The 16,739-nt window shown below is 45.3% G+C and carries 16 protein-coding genes, 1 tRNA gene and 1 pseudogene; 13 read left to right on the top strand and 5 right to left on the bottom strand.

Features of this window, described 5'->3' with window-relative positions; all coding sequences use genetic code 11:
• Window positions 1-15 precede the first annotated feature (15 nt).
• Entirely contained in the window at window positions 16-744 is a 729-nt protein-coding gene (locus QGT46_RS06250) for a LytR/AlgR family response regulator transcription factor (RefSeq protein ID WP_024727871.1), read from the bottom strand.
• 156 nt (window positions 745-900) lie between these two features.
• On the opposite strand from QGT46_RS06250, the gene QGT46_RS06245 reads away from it, so the two are divergent.
• The 6 genes from QGT46_RS06245 (at window position 901) to QGT46_RS06220 (ending at window position 5,617) form a co-directional block, all read left to right on the top strand.
• Entirely contained in the window at window positions 901-2,040 is a 1,140-nt protein-coding gene (locus tag QGT46_RS06245) for an AI-2E family transporter (protein ID WP_148459800.1), read from the top strand.
• 60 nt (window positions 2,041-2,100) lie between these two features.
• The gene (locus QGT46_RS06240) at window positions 2,101-2,280 is read left to right on the top strand and encodes a (2Fe-2S)-binding protein (protein WP_024727869.1); all 180 of its coding nucleotides are present in this window, start codon (window positions 2,101-2,103) and stop codon (window positions 2,278-2,280) included.
• Window positions 2,281-2,465: 185 nt separating this feature from the next.
• Window positions 2,466-3,044: a TetR/AcrR family transcriptional regulator gene (locus QGT46_RS06235; RefSeq protein ID WP_148459799.1), complete on the top strand. Its 579-nt coding sequence runs from the start codon at window positions 2,466-2,468 to the stop codon at window positions 3,042-3,044.
• A gap of 91 nt (window positions 3,045-3,135) precedes the next feature.
• Window positions 3,136-4,860 (top strand): biosynthetic-type acetolactate synthase large subunit, encoded by a 1,725-nt coding sequence (ilvB, locus tag QGT46_RS06230; protein WP_270433239.1) that lies wholly within the window; start codon window positions 3,136-3,138, stop codon window positions 4,858-4,860.
• A gap of 79 nt (window positions 4,861-4,939) precedes the next feature.
• Window positions 4,940-5,023: transfer RNA gene (locus QGT46_RS06225), tRNA-Leu, on the top strand.
• Window positions 5,024-5,179: 156 nt separating this feature from the next.
• Window positions 5,180-5,617, top strand: coding sequence for an RrF2 family transcriptional regulator (locus QGT46_RS06220; protein ID WP_024727866.1), 438 nt, complete (start codon window positions 5,180-5,182; stop codon window positions 5,615-5,617).
• Window positions 5,618-5,678: 61 nt separating this feature from the next.
• Here the strand turns inward: QGT46_RS06220 and QGT46_RS06215 are convergent, their stop codons facing one another.
• Complete coding sequence (locus tag QGT46_RS06215; RefSeq protein ID WP_148459797.1) at window positions 5,679-7,013, bottom strand: MATE family efflux transporter; 1,335 nt, start codon at window positions 7,011-7,013, stop codon at window positions 5,679-5,681.
• 404 nt (window positions 7,014-7,417) lie between these two features.
• On the opposite strand from QGT46_RS06215, the gene cysK reads away from it, so the two are divergent.
• From cysK to coaE, 3 genes are all read left to right on the top strand, one after another.
• A complete protein-coding gene (gene cysK / locus QGT46_RS06210; RefSeq protein ID WP_148459796.1) occupies window positions 7,418-8,347 on the top strand; it encodes a cysteine synthase A in 930 nt (309 codons plus the stop codon).
• Window positions 8,348-8,530: 183 nt separating this feature from the next.
• Window positions 8,531-11,164 carry a DNA polymerase I gene (gene polA / locus QGT46_RS06205; protein ID WP_148459795.1) on the top strand — a complete coding sequence of 878 codons (2,634 nt, stop codon included), beginning with the start codon at window positions 8,531-8,533 and terminating at the stop codon, window positions 11,162-11,164.
• Window positions 11,165-11,764, top strand: coding sequence for a dephospho-CoA kinase (gene coaE, locus QGT46_RS06200; protein ID WP_148459794.1), 600 nt, complete (start codon window positions 11,165-11,167; stop codon window positions 11,762-11,764).
• 29 nt (window positions 11,765-11,793) lie between these two features.
• On the opposite strand, the pseudogene QGT46_RS06195 reads toward coaE, so the two are convergent.
• The 3 genes and pseudogenes from QGT46_RS06195 to QGT46_RS06185 all read right to left on the bottom strand — a co-directional run.
• Window positions 11,794-11,997, bottom strand: a pseudogene (locus QGT46_RS06195) (GNAT family N-acetyltransferase); the annotation flags it as partial.
• Window positions 11,998-12,070: 73 nt separating this feature from the next.
• The gene (locus tag QGT46_RS06190; RefSeq protein WP_235824554.1) at window positions 12,071-12,229 is read right to left on the bottom strand and encodes an RsiV family protein; all 159 of its coding nucleotides are present in this window, start codon (window positions 12,227-12,229) and stop codon (window positions 12,071-12,073) included.
• A 156-nt stretch (window positions 12,230-12,385) separates the two neighbouring features.
• Window positions 12,386-12,592: a sigma factor gene (locus QGT46_RS06185; RefSeq protein ID WP_301590003.1), complete on the bottom strand. Its 207-nt coding sequence runs from the start codon at window positions 12,590-12,592 to the stop codon at window positions 12,386-12,388.
• A 208-nt stretch (window positions 12,593-12,800) separates the two neighbouring features.
• Here QGT46_RS06185 and QGT46_RS06180 point away from each other — a divergent pair, with 208 nt between their 5' ends.
• Genes QGT46_RS06180 through QGT46_RS06165 form a run of 4 tightly spaced genes read left to right on the top strand, consistent with a single transcriptional unit; the run spans window position 12,801 to window position 16,707 of the window.
• Window positions 12,801-13,580, top strand: coding sequence for an MBL fold metallo-hydrolase (locus tag QGT46_RS06180; protein ID WP_024727861.1), 780 nt, complete (start codon window positions 12,801-12,803; stop codon window positions 13,578-13,580).
• A 26-nt stretch (window positions 13,581-13,606) separates the two neighbouring features.
• Window positions 13,607-13,879 carry an ACT domain-containing protein gene (locus QGT46_RS06175; protein ID WP_006567296.1) on the top strand — a complete coding sequence of 91 codons (273 nt, stop codon included), beginning with the start codon at window positions 13,607-13,609 and terminating at the stop codon, window positions 13,877-13,879.
• A 12-nt stretch (window positions 13,880-13,891) separates the two neighbouring features.
• Entirely contained in the window at window positions 13,892-15,256 is a 1,365-nt protein-coding gene (locus tag QGT46_RS06170; protein WP_148459793.1) for a PFL family protein, read from the top strand.
• Between the two features lie 2 nt (window positions 15,257-15,258).
• Window positions 15,259-16,707, top strand: coding sequence for an aminoacyl-histidine dipeptidase (locus QGT46_RS06165; RefSeq protein WP_148459792.1), 1,449 nt, complete (start codon window positions 15,259-15,261; stop codon window positions 16,705-16,707).
• Window positions 16,708-16,739: the final 32 nt, after the last annotated feature.

The raw sequence follows: 16,739 nt of genomic DNA, 5'->3' as shown, positions 1-16,739 counted from the left end.
TCACCTTCTTAATTCTTATAGGGTGTAGATTTTAAGCTGTGACAACATTTTTCGTACCTGACTTAAATAGGTGGTTCCTATGGGCAGAGTAAATCCATTCGTCAGCCGTACCGTGCGGTCAGTAATCTGGTCAATATGGCGCATGTTGATGAGAAAGGATCTGTGAATGCGCAGAAATCCTTTCGGTGTTAATTCTTTTTCCAGCCTGGACATGGACATATAAAACGAAAAGCTGGTGTTGCTGTGGTATACAGTTGTAATCCTCTGAAAGATTTCAAAGTAGTAAATATCACCCAGAGGTATGTAATGTTCATGCGCGCCGCTGCCGCACTGGAACAGGTTGTTCCGCCTCCTTTCGGCCAGTGAAAGAGCTTTTAAATATACAGGTTTGAATTGTTCCAGAGTCAGATATTTGAGATAGAAAAAGTAAAAAGGAAACGTAGGGAAAGTATTTGCAGCAAGCTGTTTATTGGCAGAGATAAAAATAAGCAGGGCATGACAGCAAAGCTTGCGGAGACTTTTGGCCGCTTCAAGACCGACAATCTCATCGTCTTTGCTTTTTGATATTCTCAGGAAAATAATATCTGCCCGTTCCGGATGAGATGACAGATCAAATAATAATTCGTCTTTATTGGTGTATTTAAATATATGGATGTTAAAGTGGTGCTCTGAAGCAATGTCTTTCAATGTTTTTATATGATCTTCGGAGGAGTTCCGATTATTGTTAAAAGTGTAAATGTTCATTGGCATATACTCTCCATTTCGCATTTTGTACTTCTCTATTTTACCATGGAAAAAGTTAGAAGCACAACAAGAAACCGAATCTTTTTAAATATGTCTGGATATCTGTTTTTATTTTCGGTATAATTATTTAATATCTTTTAAAAGGAGCAGTATCATATGAAATTTTATAATAAAAACACACAGGGATTCTTTGGACTTGTGGCGTTTGGAGTACTTCTCTATTTGGGTGTCAGCAATATAAGCTACATATTGAAGGCATTCTCCTATTTAGTCTCAGTGATTTTCCCGTTTATTATCGGAGGATGTATGGCATTTATTATCAATGTGCCAATGAGATTTTTTGAAACAAAGCTGTTTTCAAAAGTGAAAAAAGGAAAGCGGGCACTGAGCCTGATCCTGGCTGTCGTATGTATTATCGGTGTTCTGGCGCTGATCAGTTTTCTCATTCTTCCGGAACTTGCCAATACACTTTACAGCCTGGCATCCAGCATTCCGGGATTTGTGAACGAGATCAAAGAATTTTTACAGAATGTATCCAACAATCCTCTGTTCACCAAACAGAATCTGATGAAGATCGACTTAGATTGGAATAAAATCAGTACAGAACTGATGGGATTTTTCCAGTCCGGCGCCAGCAATATTCTGGGCTCCACGGTATCTGTCATCAGTTCGGCAGTACAGACCGTAGTGACATTTTTGCTTGGCATTGTTTTTGCAGTTAATGCACTGCTGAAAAAGGAGAAGCTGGTACTTCAGACGAAGAAACTTCTATACTCTTATCTGAAAGAAGCATATGCGGACCGTATCATATACATTGGAAACATGTGTAATCTGGCATTTTCAAGTTTTTTGTCCGGCCAGTGTACGGAAGCCGTAATCCTGGGCACGATCATTTTTATCTGCATGAATATACTCGGTCTGCCTTATGCCATGCTGATCGCCATGTTTATCGGCGTGACTTCGCTGATCCCTATTTTGGGAGGATTCATCGGAAGCACTCTGGGGGCGGTTCTGATTTTTATGGTAAGCCCGTTTAAGATGGTTATTTTTGTTATCATGTTTGTCGTAGTACAGCAGATTGAAGGGAATCTTATTTATCCTCATGTTGTGGGAAATTCAGTGGGTCTTCCTGCCATCTGGGTCTTAGTTGCAGTGACCGTCGGCGGCAATCTGGCCGGAGTAGCCGGAATGTTTATCAGTATCCCGGCCTGTTCCGTTATTTATGCGCTTTTAAGGGATGCAGCCAACGAAAGACTGAGGAAAAAAGGGCTGCTTGAGAAAGTTCAGAATAAATAGTGTATATTCCGCGGAATTTAGGTCCATAATACTCCTATATTATTTATGGAGGTGGAAGGAATGGACCGTGACGATATTATCTGTCCATGTGTCGATGTGACCGTGGGAGAAATTATGGATGCCTATGAAGAAGGTGCCACAACAGTGGACGCAGTCAAAGACGCAACCGGCGCAGGAAGCATCTGCGGGGCTTGTCTTGACAATATTGAAGAATTACTTACAGAGTTAAAATCCAAATAATTTCCTTACGCATCTGTGTACAACCCGCGGAGCGTTTTTATTTCATAGGGAAGGTCGTAGAACTTTCCTATGAAATAACAAAAGGCCGGAGAATTGATGAGATATCACTTCTCCGGCCTTGACTTTTTTTATGGGAGATTCTAAAATGAAAGTAGATACTTGCATTACAGAGAGGGATGATACATATGGACGAGACCGGTCAAAAAATTATAGATGCGACTATGTCTCTGGTAAGGGATAAAGGCTACGTGGCAACGACTACAAAAGATATCGCAAATTCCGCAGGGGTGAATGAATGCACCCTGTTTCGGAAGTTTCAGAATAAGAAAAGTATTGTTATGAGCGGTATCGAGCAGGAAAAGTGGCGGGCGGATTTTACGCCGGATATATTTCAGGATGTCCGGTGGGAGCTGCAGTATGATCTGGAAATGTATATGAGAGAGTATATGAAGAGGATTACCCCTGACTTTGTGAGACTCTCCATCGGTCTGCGGGCTCCGCAGATTTATGAGGAAACAGCGCCGTTTATTATGAAAATCCCTCAGGCGTTCCTCTCATCGCTGATTTCTTACTTTGAACAGATGGCGCAGAGAGGTAAGATTCCCAGGTCGGATTTTGAGATTTTGGCTATGACGCTTTTTTCCAGCACTTTTGGTTATACGTTTTTAAATGCGTCGTTTGAAGAAAAGCTTACGGAGGTTGGAAGAGAAGACTTTATTAAAAAAACAGTTGCCGCATTCCTGTATGGAATTACGGCAGAGTGAAGAAGGCGGCATTGTCTTTTGACGGTGCCGTATAAATATAACCAATATGCAAGTGTTTACTTGCTTTATGAAGTGAATGGAGGAATATTACATGGAGATTACAGGAGCACAGCTGGTTGTGAAAGCGTTAAAGGCGGAAAAAACAGATACTTTGTTTGCGTATCCGGGAGGTCAGGTAATTGATTTATTTAACGAGCTTTATGATGAGAAGGAGATCAGAGTCATTACGCCGCGCCATGAACAGGGACTAGTGCATGCGGCAGACGGATATGCCAGGGCTTCGGGAAAAACAGGAGTCTGTATTGTGACCAGCGGACCGGGGACGACCAATCTTGTGACCGGCATTGCCACTGCAAATATAGACAGTGTTCCACTTGTTTGTTTTACGGGACAGGTTTCTTCAGGGCTGATCGGGAGAGAATCTTTTCAGGAAGTAAATACGATTAAGATCATGAAGAGTATATGTAAATATGTAGTGACTGTACGTGACCGCAGTGAACTGGGGAAAGCGATCCGCAGTGCCTTTCAGGCAGCCCGGTCAGGAAGGCCCGGAGCGGCAGTCGTTGATCTGCCGAAAGACATTCAGCAGGAAATGGGTTCTGACTTTTATCCGCTGTGCACAGACGATAAACCTGAAGTGCCTGTGCCACAGGAAGTAATAGACCGCTGTCTGGAAGCTTTAAGGGCAGCCCGAAAACCTCTTTTTTTGCTGGGAGGAGGTGTACATATTGCAGGGGCGGAAAAAGAAATGGCCAGCTTGGCAGAAAAGACCGGGATACCGGTTGTCACGACCATCATGGGGAAAGGGGTCCTTCCCTCAGATCATCCGCTGTATATGGGGAATCTGGGTATTCACGGAAGTTTCGCTGCAAATATGGCCACCAGTGAGTGTGATGTTCTGTTTGCCATCGGCACTCGGTTTAACGACCGCATAACAGGAAAAACGGACAGCTTTGCAGACAAGGCAGTTATTATCCATGCAGACATCGAGCCGGATGTGATCTCGCGAAATGTACCGGCAGATATATCGGTTGCCGCAGATGCAGGGAAACTGATCAGAATTCTTCTTGAAAGAGCAAAGCCGTCTGCGGCCGGGGAGTGGGTCAGCCGTCTGAAACTGTGGAAACAGCGGCATCCGGTCACTTTAAAGAAAAGCACATCTGGGGAAATGAGCGCACAGAATGTGATAGAATACATCAATGATCTGTTTGACAGTGCCGTGATCACAACGGATGTGGGACAAAATCAGATGTGGGCGTCACAGTTTTTGAAACTGTCGGAGAAGAGAAAAATGCTCACCTCCGGAGGTATGGGAACAATGGGCTATGGTTTCCCTGCTGCCATAGGTGCTAAATTAGGAGTACCCCGAAAAGATGTCATAGCCATCTGCGGAGACGGCGGATTTCAGATGAATATTCAGGAACTTGCCACGGCAGCGCTCTATGAACTCCCCATTATCATCTGCATCTTCAACAACGGTTATCTGGGCAATGTCCGGCAGTGGCAGGAGATGTTTTATGATAGGCGTTATTCTGCCACATGTACCTGCCGCAGAGAAAGCTGTATGAAAGAATGCAAAAGTGCGTCTGCACACTGTCTATCCGGTTATATCCCTGATTTTGTCCATTTGGCACAGAGTTACGGGGCAGAAGGGATTCGTGTCCGGGAAGTGAAAGACATTCGGAGCGCTCTCCTGAAAGCCAAAGAGAGCAAGAATGTCCCTACGGTTATTGAGTTTATAATAGGCAGAGAACAGAATGTACTTCCAATTGTACCTCCGGGAAATTCACTGGAAAATATGATCGGCGGAGAATAAGGGGAGAGATGAAAAACTTGGGTTTTCTTGTTGACATTCCATGACAGAGATGATATTATATTCAAGGTCGTCAAGACAAGCCGGCGTGTCGGAATTGGCAGACGAGACAGACTCAAAATCTGTTGTCCTTACGGGCGTATGGGTTCGAGTCCCATTGCCGGCATAGTAAAGAACAGCTGAAACCAATAAATTCAGCTGTTTTTTTATTGCTTAAATAGTTTGTTTTTTATATTCCTGTTAAAGGGGTTTGACAGAAAGAGCCGGATTCTTTACAATAGTGATATAACATAGTGAAAAAGTAGGAATGAGGAGGGAACCCGTGAAGATTTCAACCAAAGGGAGATATGCGGTCCGCTTATTATATGATCTGGCACAGCACAATACGGGAGAATGGATTTCACTGAAGGATGTGTCAAAGAGACAGGGTATTTCCATAAAATATCTGGAGCAGATCGTAAGACAGCTGAGTATATGCGGATATTTAAAAAGCCTGAGAGGTCCGAGAGGAGGATATCAGCTTTCTAAAAAACCTTCGGAATATACGATCGGAGATGTACTGGAGATTACAGAAGGCAGCATTGCCCCGGTTGCGTGTCTGGACGATGAGACCAATCAGTGCGAACGTTATTATGATTGTCCGACAATTTTTGTATGGGAAGGACTGGATAAAGTTGTGAGGGATTATCTGGGCAGTGTGACGATACAGGATATTTTGGACCGTGCCGCTTCAAAAGGCGGAAATGATTTTGTAATATAGATAGATTCAGCAGGCTTCCCGGAATTTCGGGAAGCCTTTCAATTTGACGTTATTGCAGAATTTAACTTTTTGAAAAAGCCTTTTGAGGCGGAATGCCCGTTTTCTGTCTCCAGAGGATGCGTATAAGGTACAGGAAAAATAAGACTCCCCATGAGCCTGCTTCCGCATAGGCGATGATCATGTTTCCACAAAGTCCCGCAAAAGCATATGAAAATATAATACGGGAGACCAGTGCGGCAATCCCCGATATACTGGAGAAGAGAACGTCTCCGATTCCTTCTGTATAACCCCGGATGGACATGGCGATGCCGTAAACCACATAAAACGCCGCAATTCTTTGGAAGAAATTTTTTCCGATCTCCGCCGATTCCGGACTTATTCCAAACATGGAAATTAAATATCCCCCGGTTCCCAGTACAAGGTATGTCAATATTAAGGAAACACCAATCATCATAACAGTCCCGGCGCAGACGATTTTAGAAATCTGCTTTCTTTTTCCTGCTCCGTGATTCTGTGCAACCATTGTAGATATGCCGGAGCCAAGATTGATGACCGGCAGCAGTATGATCGTATCGACGCGATAGGCTGTGGTAATGGCTGCAACAGTCTGTGTCCCGAAACCGTTCATAAAATTTTGGAGGATAAGACTGCCGAAGGAGCTGATACAGGATTGGATCATCGGAGGTATGCCCAGATGAAGACCTTCTTTTAAAACAGCATCGTCCATTGACCATTTTTTTATGGAGAAACAGAGGCAGGGATGTTTTTTTACACTGTATAAAATGATGAACGCCGTCATAACCGCCTGAGAGATTACCGTTGCGGCTGCCGCACCGGCAGCACCCCAGCGCATCATTCCTACAAATATAAGATCCAGTACAACATTCACGACAGACGAACAGAGGACAGAACCAAAAGAAGCGCGGCTGTTTCCAATGCCGCGGAGTGCTGAAGTGTAGACGTTATATACGGCAAGAAACGGTATGCCGATCAATATAATCTGAAGATAATTTTTTGCCATATGAATGGTTTCCGGTGTCGTATTCATCGTGCGGAGCAATGGATAGGCGCCCGGAATGCCCGCTGCCGGGACAAGCAAAAAAGCACAGCCCAGAACAACAGTGAATACGGATAGAGTTTTTGAGATTTGATCCTTTTTTCCGCCGCCGAATTTCTGGGCAAATAAAATGGAAAGGCCGAGAGTAAACCCTGTTATGGCAGTGAGGAACAGGTTAATGATTGTAGTTGTAGAGCCGATGGCGGCCAGAGCATTTTCTCCGGCCACATTTCCGACAATAAATGCATCCGCCCAGTTGTAGAGCTGCTGAAGGATACCGCTTAAAATAAGTGGTATGCAGAATTTGATCAATGTAATTGCAGTTTTTTCTGTTTTCATAATTTTTCTGTTCATTTCTCCATAGAAGAACAAAGTGGGCAAGCCCACTTCAACGCCCCAACCCCTCACTCTTTGAGGGGCTTGACAACTTTGCGTGCCAGATGCAATTTGCCGCAGGCAAATAATTTCCTTACGCATCTGTGCACAACCCGCGGAGCGTTTTTATTTCATAGGGAAGGTCGTAGAACTTTCCTATGAAATAAAAAACGTATGCAAGAATCAGCCTTGCATACGGTAGGTGCTCACCCGGTAACAATATAGAATATACCAAATAAATGAATCTTTTTCAAGACAGGTGAAATCTTATTTTGTTGAAAAAAGTATTGACATAGAAAAAGGTATTGCATATAATAAAAACATACTAAACACGTAGGAAATATAGGAATATAAAAAGGAGAAGAAGTATGGCAGGAATCTATCAGAATGTGACAGAGTTAATTGGAAATACCCCGTTGGTCCGTTTGAACCGTCTGGAAAAGGAATATGGAGCAGATGCAGAGATCATTGCGAAACTGGAATATTTTAATCCGGCAGGAAGCGTCAAAGACCGTGTGGCGGCACAGATGATCGAAGACGCGGAGGCAGCAGGGAAGCTGAAAGAAGGGTCCGTCATCATTGAGCCTACATCCGGGAATACAGGAATCGGACTGGCGGCGATCGCGGCATCCAGAGGGTACCGCATCATTCTTACGATGCCGGAGACTATGAGCGTAGAACGCCGGAATCTGCTGAAGGCGTACGGAGCGGAAGTCGTACTGACAGACGGTACGAAAGGAATGAACGGCGCCATTGCCAAGGCCGAAGAGCTGGCAAAAGAATTAAAAGACAGCTTTATTCCCGGACAGTTTGTCAATACATCCAATCCAAAGCGCCATAAGAAGACCACCGGACCTGAGATCTGGAATGATACGGAAGGAAAAGTCGATATTTTTGTATCAGGGATTGGAACCGGAGGTACGATAACCGGAACCGGAGAATATCTGAAAGAAAAAAATCCGGATATTAAGATCGTGGCAGTGGAGCCGAGCAGTTCTCCCGTACTTTCAAAAGGACAAAGCGGTCCTCATAAGATTCAGGGAATCGGGGCAGGCTTTGTTCCGGATGTACTGAACACAAAGATCTATGACGAGATCATTGCCGTTGATGATGCGGATGCTTTTGAGCTTGGAAGAACTATCGCCAGAAAAGAAGGGATTTTAGTAGGGATTTCTTCAGGAGCCGCCCTCTGGGCAGCCATTCAGCTGGCCAAACGTCCGGAGAATAAAGGAAAGAAGATTGTTGCCTTGCTTCCGGATACAGGAGACAGATACCTTTCTACACCGATGTTTTCATAATAAAATTACGAATTGGCCTGATATGTGCGGTTACATGTATATATCAGGTTTTTTCTTTGAGTATGCGGCGGCGGAAGCGGGGAAATAATATAGAAGGGTAAAAGAAGCTAACATGAAGTGGACTAGACTATTTTCTTTATGTTACAATGATAGCAATTGTTTAAAAAAAGGAGAATGTCCATTATGGAAAAAAAATTAATGCTGATCGACGGCCACAGCATCTTAAACCGGGCTTTTTATGCGCTTCCGGATATGACCAACAGTAAGGGTCTGCATACCAATGCGATTCTTGGATTTTTAAATATCATGTTTAAATTTTTGGATGAGGAGAAGCCGACCCATTTTGCGGTGGCTTTCGACCTGAGTGCGCCTACCTTCCGCCATGAAATGTTCAAGGAGTATAAAGGCACCAGAAAACCTATGCCCGAAGAATTAAGAGAACAGGTACCCGTGATTAAAGAAGTTTTAAAAGCCATGGATATACCGCTGATGATGGAAGAAGGCTATGAGGCGGATGACCTTCTCGGGACGATGTCTGTGATCGGGGAACAAGAGGGCTATCAGGTGCGGATCATTTCCGGAGACAGGGATCTTCTGCAGCTGGCCACAGAAAATGTGCAGATCCGCATTCCAAAGACTAAGGGCGGGGGAAATGTAGTAGAAGACTACTTTGCCAAGGACGTCATGGAAACTTACGGAGTGACGCCGAAAGAATTCATTGACATGAAGGCCCTGATGGGAGATGCATCCGACAATATTCCCGGAATTCCCGGAATCGGAGAAAAGACTGCGGCTAAGATCATCAAGGAGTTTAAGAGTATAGAAAATGCCTATGAGCACATTGAGGAAGTGATGCCGAAGCGGGCTAAAAATAAGCTGGAGGAATTTTATGACCAGGGAGTGCTCAGCAAAGAACTGGCTGCCATTAAGCTGGACTGCCCGATCGAACTTTCTTTTGACGATGCCAAGTTAAATGATATTTTTACAGGAGAGGCTTATCAGCTTTTAAAACAGCTGGAATTTAAGTCAGTCTTAAAGCGGTTTGACGGAGAACACGGGGAAGAATTTTCCGTGAACCTCAAAAAGGTTTCTGAGCTGGATGAGGCCGATCAGATTTTTTCTAAAGCGAAAAAATGTAAGGCGGCAGGGCTGGCAGTCTATCATGAACAGGAATACACTTCCCTTGGGCTGTGTATAGAAGGGACGGATACATTCCTGTTTCAGACAGAGGGCTTTCTGACCAGAGATTATCTGATAGGACAGGCCGGAGAGCTTTACCGCACTGTTCCAAGAGTCAGCATGATGAATGTAAAGGAATTCCTGGATGAATTGTCTTTGAGCGAAGATGACAAGAGCATCTTTGACGCGGCTCTGGCGGCTTATCTCTTAAATCCGTTAAAGAGCACCTATGAATACGATGATATTTCCAGAGACTATCTGGGTATTATGCTGCCTTCCAAAAAAGAACTGCTGGACAAGAAGAAAAGTATTTTTGAAGAGGGAAAACTGCTGCCGGAAGGAGAGCAGATCATCGGCTATGAGGCCTATGTGGCATGCGCGTGCATCGGGCCTTTAAGAAAAAAACTTATGGAAACCGGGATGCTTTCTCTGTATGAGGAGATAGAGATCCCGACTATGGTGGCCCTCCACGATATGGAAGTCAGGGGCATCCATGTGGACCGGAAAGCATTAAAGGAATATGGGGATCAGCTGATCGGGCGCATTGAGGAGCTTAGGGAACTGATCTATAAAGAGGCCGGGGAGGAATTCAATATCAATTCTCCGAAACAGCTGGGTGTCGTCCTGTTTGAGCATATGAAGCTGGAGGGCGGGAAGAAGACCAAGACAGGCTATTCCACCAGTGTGGATGTTCTGGAAAAGATCGAGCATTTATATCCGATTATTTCCTACATTCTTGAGTACAGACAGCTCACCAAGCTGAAATCTACGTATGCGGACGGGCTGGCCAACTATATCAGCGATGACGAAAGAATCCACGGAAAATTCAACCAGACGATCACAGCCACCGGAAGGATCAGCAGCACGGAGCCCAACCTGCAGAATATTCCTGCCAGAGTAGAACTTGGACGGGCCATCCGGAAGGTGTTTCTGCCGGAGGAAGGATATACGTTCGTGGACGCAGATTATTCCCAGATCGAATTGAGGGTGCTGGCCCATCTTTCCGGAGATAAAAATCTGATCCACGCCTATGAGCTGGAACAGGATATCCATGCCAGGACTGCTTCCGAAGTGTTCGGCGTGCCGATCGGCCAGGTGAGCAGCATTCAGAGGCGGGATGCCAAGGCGGTAAACTTCGGGATTGTCTATGGACTCAGCGCTTTTGGCCTGAGTCAGGATTTAAAGATCACGAGGAAGCAGGCGCAGGAATATATCGACAAATATTTTGAGACTTACCCAAAGGTTAAAGAATACCTGAACAGGGAAGTGGAAAAAGGAAAAAAAGAAGGTTTTGTGACCACAATGTTTCAGAGAATCCGGCCTATACCGGAGTTAAAGTCCAGCAACTTTATGCAGAGAAACTTCGGAGAAAGGGTTGCCATGAACTCGCCGATCCAGGGATCTGCGGCTGATATTATAAAGATCGCAATGATCCGGGTCAATATGGAACTGAAGAAAAGAAAATTAAAATCCAGGCTGATCCTGCAGATCCACGATGAACTGCTCATCGAAGCCCATGACAGCGAAGTGGAAGAAGTCAAAGAAATACTCACCAGAGAAATGATGAGCGCTGCAAAGCTTTCTGTGCCGCTGAGCATTGACATTCACACTGGAAACAGCTGGTATGAGGCAAAATAAATGAAGAAAGTCATTGGAATCACCGGAGGTGTAGGGTCCGGAAAGAGTGAGGTATTGAATATTTTAAGGAAAGAATACGGGGCCGGTCTCATCGAGGCGGACCGGGTGGCCCATGAACTCATGGAGCCGGGGGCGGAAAGTTATGAGGCTGTTGTGAAGGAATTCGGAAATAGTATTTTAACTGACGAGGGAACGATCGACCGTGCCGCTTTGGGTGCCATCGTGTTCAAGGACAAAGAAAAACTCGGGGTTCTGAACAGCCTTACCCATCCAAATGTGGAGAGAGAGATCCTGCGCCGGATGGACAGCATGGAGAGTGATCCGGATATCCGGCTGATCGTCTACGAGGCAGCCCTGCTCACAGGGGCAGAATTTGAACAGAGATTTGACCAGCTCTGGTATGTGTTTGCCAGAGAAGATCTGAGGTTTCAGAGACTGAAAAAGGGAAGGGGCTACTCAGATGAGAAAACGGCCTCCATGATAAAGAGCCAGCCGGGAGAGGAGAGCTTCCGCAAAGCAGCGACGCATATCATTGACAATTCCGGAAGTCTTAATGAGACAAAACGGCAGATCGCAGAGATATTGGGAGCAGAAATTTAAAAGTTCTGCTGTATGAATTTTTCAAATTATGCGTTCTCGGCAGGGATATATTCGATAAATACTTTTCCGCGCACATTAAGCTTTCTGAACACCAGCCCGTCCGGAAAACGTTCCTGCATCCAGGCCTTTTTGGAAGATACACAGGTTTCACCTTTCTTGTCAGTGATAGCACAGCAGATATGTTCCTGGCCGATATTGTTTTCGTCTACAGCGATTATTTTTAATTCATCCATAATTAAACTCCTTTCCGGATATTTCTATTATAATAGAAAAAACCTGACAGCACTGTGTCAGGTTTTTTGTTATTTATCGTAAGATGGAAGAAAGCAGCTTCTTTGAAATTGTAAATTCAGGGGCACCCATATATCCCGGAGCAACCTCATATTTGTCAAATACGATCACCAGATCTCCGGATGACGTCAGGTAAAAATTCTGTGAGGCAGAAATTTTTTTGAATTCGTCCACCGGGACATCAGCTTTTTTCGAAACAGGCTGCCAAGTTTCATGATCTTGCCTGTCTTTTTATTGATGTTATAAATACGGCTGTAGGAATGAGAGCTTGCTTCTGAAGTCTCGGTTCGGATCCGGATGGAAAGGAAGGAATCATTGTTCAGAAGAACTTCATAATCTGTTGTGACAAATCCAGGTTTTCAGATACCGGGGCTTTACCGTATGACATTTGGTGATAGCTTTATATGCGCTTTCCTGAACGATATCCATGGCATCACTTTCATTATGGACATAAGTATAAGCCATACGGTACAGGCTTTCATATTCATCGAGAATGATACCGGCTGTCAGATCTTCCATCTCCTGTATCTTTGTCATGAATGAAACCTCCTTGTTTTGTAGCTACAAAAGTTAGACGCGGCAGGGAGAAAAATAGTTTCAAATCCATTATAACGCAAAGAGTGATAAAAAATTTTTGCAGGATGTTGACTTGAAAATGCTATACATTTTTTATTACCTTATGATATAATGGCAGATAGATTCGCCGCATGTGTTTATGCGGACGAAGATGAATTGAGGTAGAAGAATGGAATTAACAAGTATTGCAAGCAGCAGTGAAGGCAACTCTATATTCGTAGGTTCAAAGGAAACCAAGCTTCTGGTAGACTGCGGCATCAGTGCCAAGAGGATTGAAAAGTCTCTGGACGAACTGGATACCAAGGCGTCTGAGCTTTCCGGGATACTGATCACCCACGAGCACTCCGACCACATCAAAGGGCTGGGAGTGATGCTGAGAAGATATGGACTTCCGGTCTTCGCCACGGCAAAGACCATTGATGCGGTTTTGGACAGCAGATACATCGGAAAGGTAGACAAGGACTTGTTTCATCCGATCGAGGCGGATCACCCGTTTCAGCTTGACGATATAACAGTGGAGGCATCACATGTCTGGCATGATGCGGCAGACCCGGTATGCTATTCCTTCTATTCAGAAGGGTTCAAGGCAAGCATTGCCACGGACCTTGGAGACTACGATGAATATCTGGTGGAAAAGATCAGAGATTCCCATATCCTGTTTGTAGAGGCAAACCACGATGTGAATATGCTCCAGGTGGGAAGTTATCCGTATTATCTGAAAAGGCGTATACTGGGGGATCACGGACATCTGTCCAATGAGCGGTGTGCCCAGCTTATAGAAGATACTGTGACGGAGAAGACAAAGAAGGTTTATCTGGGACATTTAAGCAAGGAGAACAACTTTGCAGAGCTGGCCTATGAGACCGTAAAGGTCGCGCTTACAAAGCCGGATTTCCTGATGGAGGTGGCAAAGAGAGACAGCATTTCATCCATCACAAAAGTCAGTTAAGATACATATTTTTAGGAGGATTTAAAATGGATAAGACAGTAATTACAGTGGTAGGGAAAGACAATGTTGGAATTATCGCAAAGGTCTGCACCTATCTGGCCAACAATCATGTGAATATTCTGGATATCTCCCAGACCATCACAGGGGGATTTTTCAACATGATGATGGTTGTGGATTCTTCCGAGGCGACAAAAGATATCACAATATTCTCAGAAGAACTCAAACAGATCGGAGAAGAGTTAGGCGTTGTCATTCAGGCACAGAACGAAAAGATTTTTAATGTAATGCACAGGATTTAACGGGGGTCTGAAATGATAAATATTAATGAAGTAATCGAAACAAATAAGATGATCTCAGAGATGAATCTGGACGTCAGAACCATCACCATCGGGATCAGCCTGCTGGACTGTGTCGGTTCCACGCTCTCTGAAGTAAAAGAAAATATTTATGCGAAAATTACCACGGTGGCGAAAGATCTTGTGAAAACCGGGAAGGATATTGAAAAGGAGTTTGGAATTCCAATCGTAAACAAAAGGATTTCCATCACTCCGATCGCACTGGTGGCGGGGAATGTCTGTAAAACTTCGGATGATTTCGTAGAGCTTGCAAAGGTGCTTGACAAGGCGGCAAAGCAGGTGGGAGTCAATTTCCTCGGAGGATATTCCGCACTGGTGAGCAAAGGCATGACGAAAGCGGATGAACTGCTGATCCGTTCTATACCGAAAGCTATGGCACAAACAGATTTTGTCTGCTCTTCTGTCAATGTTGGAAGTACAAAGACAGGCATCAACATGGACGCCGTAAAGCTCATCGGGGAGATGATCAAAGAGACTGCCGAACTGACAAAAGACAATGACTGTTTAGGATGCGGAAAGTTTGTCGTATTCTGCAACGCTCCGGATGACAATCCCTTTATGGCAGGCGCCTTCCACGGCGTGACCGAGACAGATTCTGTCATCAATGTGGGAGTCAGCGGACCCGGTGTTGTGAAACGTGCCATCGAACTGGTACACGGGGAGAATTTTGAAGTTCTCTGTGAGACCATCAAGAAGACTGCGTTTAAGATCACACGTGTGGGACAGCTGGTTGCCAAGGAAGCATCCAAACGCCTTGGAATCCCGTTCGGCATCATCGACCTTTCCCTCGCGCCGACCCCGGCAGTGGGCGACAGCGTTGGAGAGATCTTAGAGGAGATCGGCCTTGAGTACACAGGTGCACCGGGAACCACGGCGGCTCTTGCCATGCTGAATGACCAGGTAAAGAAGGGCGGCGTCATGGCATCTTCTTACGTGGGAGGTTTAAGCGGAGCATTTATTCCGGTCAGCGAGGACCAGAGGATGATCGATGCGGTCAACGCAGGCGCCCTGACTCTGGAAAAATTAGAGGCTATGACCTGTGTCTGCTCCGTGGGTCTTGACATGATCGCAATCCCAGGAAAGACAAAGGCGGCGACGATCGCGGGACTCATCGCTGATGAGATGGCTCTCGGAATGATCAACCAGAAGACTACCGCAGTCCGGATTATCCCGGCCATCGGAAAAGATGTGGGAGACCAGGTGGAATTCGGAGGTCTTTTGGGATACGCTCCGGTCATGCCAGTCAATGAATTTTCATGTGATGATTTTATTAACCGCGGCGGAAGAATTCCTGCGCCAATCCACAGTTTTAAAAATTAGAGGTGAAGACTTTTGGGGTATTAGATCATTTAGAACCAAAAAAAGTATTTGAATATTTTGAGATCCTGACAACGATTCCTCATGGCTCTTACAACTGTAAGGCCGTGAGTGATTTCTGCGTGGACTTTGCGAAAAAGAGAGGCCTTTTTGTGATACAGGACGACCACTATAATGTGATTATCAAAAAGGAGGCCTCTCCTTCTTGTGCCCATAAGCCGGCCCTGATCCTTCAGGGGCATCTGGATATGGTGTGCCAGAAGGACCCTGACAGTCCGGTGGATTTTGCAAAAGACGCGCTTGAACTTCAGACCGACGGAGATTTTGTCTCTGCAAAAGGAACGACGCTGGGAGGAGATGACGGTATTGCGGTGGCTTACTGCCTGGCGCTCCTGGACGATGATTCAATGAAACATCCACCTCTGGAAGTGGTGTTCACTACAGAAGAAGAGGTGGGCATGGAGGGAGCCACGGCCCTTGACACCTCGGTTCTTGAAGGCAGGTATCTTCTGAATATCGATTCGGAGGAAGAAGGAATTCTGCTTGCGGGATGTGCAGGGGGAACGACAGTCAAGGTCTCCCTTCCTCTTAAATATGAGCAGATAACGGGCAGAATGTGCACGGTTTCCATAACCGGCCTCCTGGGAGGACACTCGGGAACCGAGATCGATAAAAACCGGGGGAATGCCCATATCCTGATGGGACGGCTGCTCTGCGGCGTGAAAGGGATTCATATAAACCGAATCTACGGGGCTTCGGAACAGAAAGATAATGCTATTCCCAACGAGTGTTATGTGGAATTGATCTGTGAAGACCGAGAGGCACTGGAAGAGGCGGCAAAAAGACTGATTAAAAGCTTTAAAGAGCAGTTTCGTGATACCGATGACGGCATGGTGGTGAGACTTGAATTCTCTGATCCCCAAAAGAGGGACTGTCTTACCAGGGATACTCAGGACGCAGTGTTTTATTTTCTTACCCATACACCAAACGGCATACACACAATGAGTCAAGACATCGAAGGTCTGGTGGAAAGCTCTTTAAACCTGGGGATTCTTAAGATGGACGGAGATGAAATATCTTTTTCTTTCGGCGTGCGTAGTTCGGTGCCTCTTTATAAAGAGGAGCTGTCAGGCCGCCTTGAGTCTCTGGCCCGGAAGCTTAACGGCAGTTATGAGCGGGTCAACGATTATCCGGCATGGGAATATAAGAAGGACTCGGTATTAAGAGACGTATTTTTGAAGGCTTACCGGCAGATGTACGGAAAGGAAATGAAAGTAGAGATGATCCATGCAGGACTGGAGTGCGGCATTTTTGCATCCAAGATCGAGGGGCTGGACATCGTGTCTTTCGGGCCGGATATATTTGATATTCATACGACTGGTGAGAGGCTTTCTGTGCCTTCCGTCAAGAGGACATGGGAACTGCTGTTAAAGATCATCGAAGAGTTTCCGTAAAAGTCAGAATTCATTACACGGCTGAAATTGAA

Source organism: Anaerostipes faecis (genome assembly GCF_910574135.1).
GTDB lineage: Bacteria > Bacillota > Clostridia > Lachnospirales > Lachnospiraceae > Anaerostipes > Anaerostipes hominis.
This window is presented reverse-complemented; position numbering and strand designations above follow the sequence as displayed.

Coding starts and splice junctions, on each gene's coding strand:
- QGT46_RS06170 (WP_148459793.1), top strand. CDS start 13,892: ATGATAAATATTAATGAAGTAATCGAAACAAATAAGATGATCTCAGAG.
- QGT46_RS06185 (WP_301590003.1), bottom strand. CDS start 12,592: ATGACAAAGATACAGGAGATGGAAGATCTGACAGCCGGTATCATTCTC.
- QGT46_RS06215 (WP_148459797.1), bottom strand. CDS start 7,013: ATGAAAACAGAAAAAACTGCAATTACATTGATCAAATTCTGCATACCA.
- QGT46_RS06175 (WP_006567296.1), top strand. CDS start 13,607: ATGGATAAGACAGTAATTACAGTGGTAGGGAAAGACAATGTTGGAATT.
- cysK (WP_148459796.1), top strand. CDS start 7,418: ATGGCAGGAATCTATCAGAATGTGACAGAGTTAATTGGAAATACCCCG.
- polA (WP_148459795.1), top strand. CDS start 8,531: ATGGAAAAAAAATTAATGCTGATCGACGGCCACAGCATCTTAAACCGG.
- QGT46_RS06240 (WP_024727869.1), top strand. CDS start 2,101: ATGGACCGTGACGATATTATCTGTCCATGTGTCGATGTGACCGTGGGA.
- coaE (WP_148459794.1), top strand. CDS start 11,165: ATGAAGAAAGTCATTGGAATCACCGGAGGTGTAGGGTCCGGAAAGAGT.
- ilvB (WP_270433239.1), top strand. CDS start 3,136: ATGGAGATTACAGGAGCACAGCTGGTTGTGAAAGCGTTAAAGGCGGAA.
- QGT46_RS06180 (WP_024727861.1), top strand. CDS start 12,801: ATGGAATTAACAAGTATTGCAAGCAGCAGTGAAGGCAACTCTATATTC.
- QGT46_RS06235 (WP_148459799.1), top strand. CDS start 2,466: ATGGACGAGACCGGTCAAAAAATTATAGATGCGACTATGTCTCTGGTA.
- QGT46_RS06245 (WP_148459800.1), top strand. CDS start 901: ATGAAATTTTATAATAAAAACACACAGGGATTCTTTGGACTTGTGGCG.
- QGT46_RS06250 (WP_024727871.1), bottom strand. CDS start 744: ATGAACATTTACACTTTTAACAATAATCGGAACTCCTCCGAAGATCAT.